At 55.1% G+C, this 898-nt stretch carries 1 rRNA gene; it reads left to right on the forward strand.

From position 1 onward, the window contains the following. Nucleotides 1-898 (forward strand): 23S ribosomal RNA (locus tag EPD66_RS23840); the annotation flags it as partial.

Consider the following 898-nt stretch of genomic DNA (forward strand, 5'->3'; position numbering starts at 1 on the left):
CAGAGACTCCGCTAGTAGTGGCGAGCGAACGCGGACCAGGCCAGTGGCCGTTTTGTCAAAACCCGAACCGTCTGGAAAGTCGGGCCAGAGCGCGTGATAGCCGCGTAGGGGTAAATGACGAAGCGGTCCTCGAGTAGGGCGGGACACGTGAAATCCTGTCTGAACATGGGGGGACCACCCTCCAAGCCTAAGTACTCCTTACTGACCGATAGTGCACAAGTACCGTGAGGGAAAGGTGAAAAGCACCCCGACGAGGGGAGTGAAAGAGACCCTGAAACCGAATGCCTACAAGCAGTGGGAGCTCCCTTGAGGAGTGACCGCGTACCTTTTGTATAATGGGTCAGCGACTTAGTGTATGCAGCAAGCTTAAGCCGGTAGGTGTAGGCGCAGCGAAAGCGAGTCTGAATAGGGCGATCGAGTTGCATGCATTAGACCCGAAACCGGGTGATCTAGCCATGGCCAGGCTGAAGGTGCGGTAACACGCACTGGAGGGCCGAACCCACGTCTGTTGAAAAAGACGGGGATGAGCTGTGGCTAGGGGTGAAAGGCCAATCAAACCCGGAAATAGCTGGTTCTCCGCGAAATCTATTTAGGTAGAGCGTCGGATGATTACCTGCGGGGGTAGAGCACTGGATGGGCTAGGGGGACCCAAAGTCTTACCAAACCTAACCAAACTCCGAATACCGCAGAGTACAATCCGGCAGACAGACGGCGGGTGCTAAGGTCCGTCGTCAAGAGGGAAACAGCCCAGACCGCCAGCTAAGGTCCCCAAGTCATGGCTAAGTGGGAAAGGATGTGGGAAGGCCAAAACAACCAGGAGGTTGGCTTAGAAGCAGCCATCCTTTAAAGAAAGCGTAATAGCTCACTGGTCTAATAGCCGTCCTGCGCCGAAAATGTA

Source organism: Telmatospirillum sp. J64-1, assembly GCF_006980715.1.
GTDB classification, from domain to species: Bacteria; Pseudomonadota; Alphaproteobacteria; order Rhodospirillales; family Magnetospirillaceae; genus Oleiliquidispirillum; species Oleiliquidispirillum nitrogeniifigens.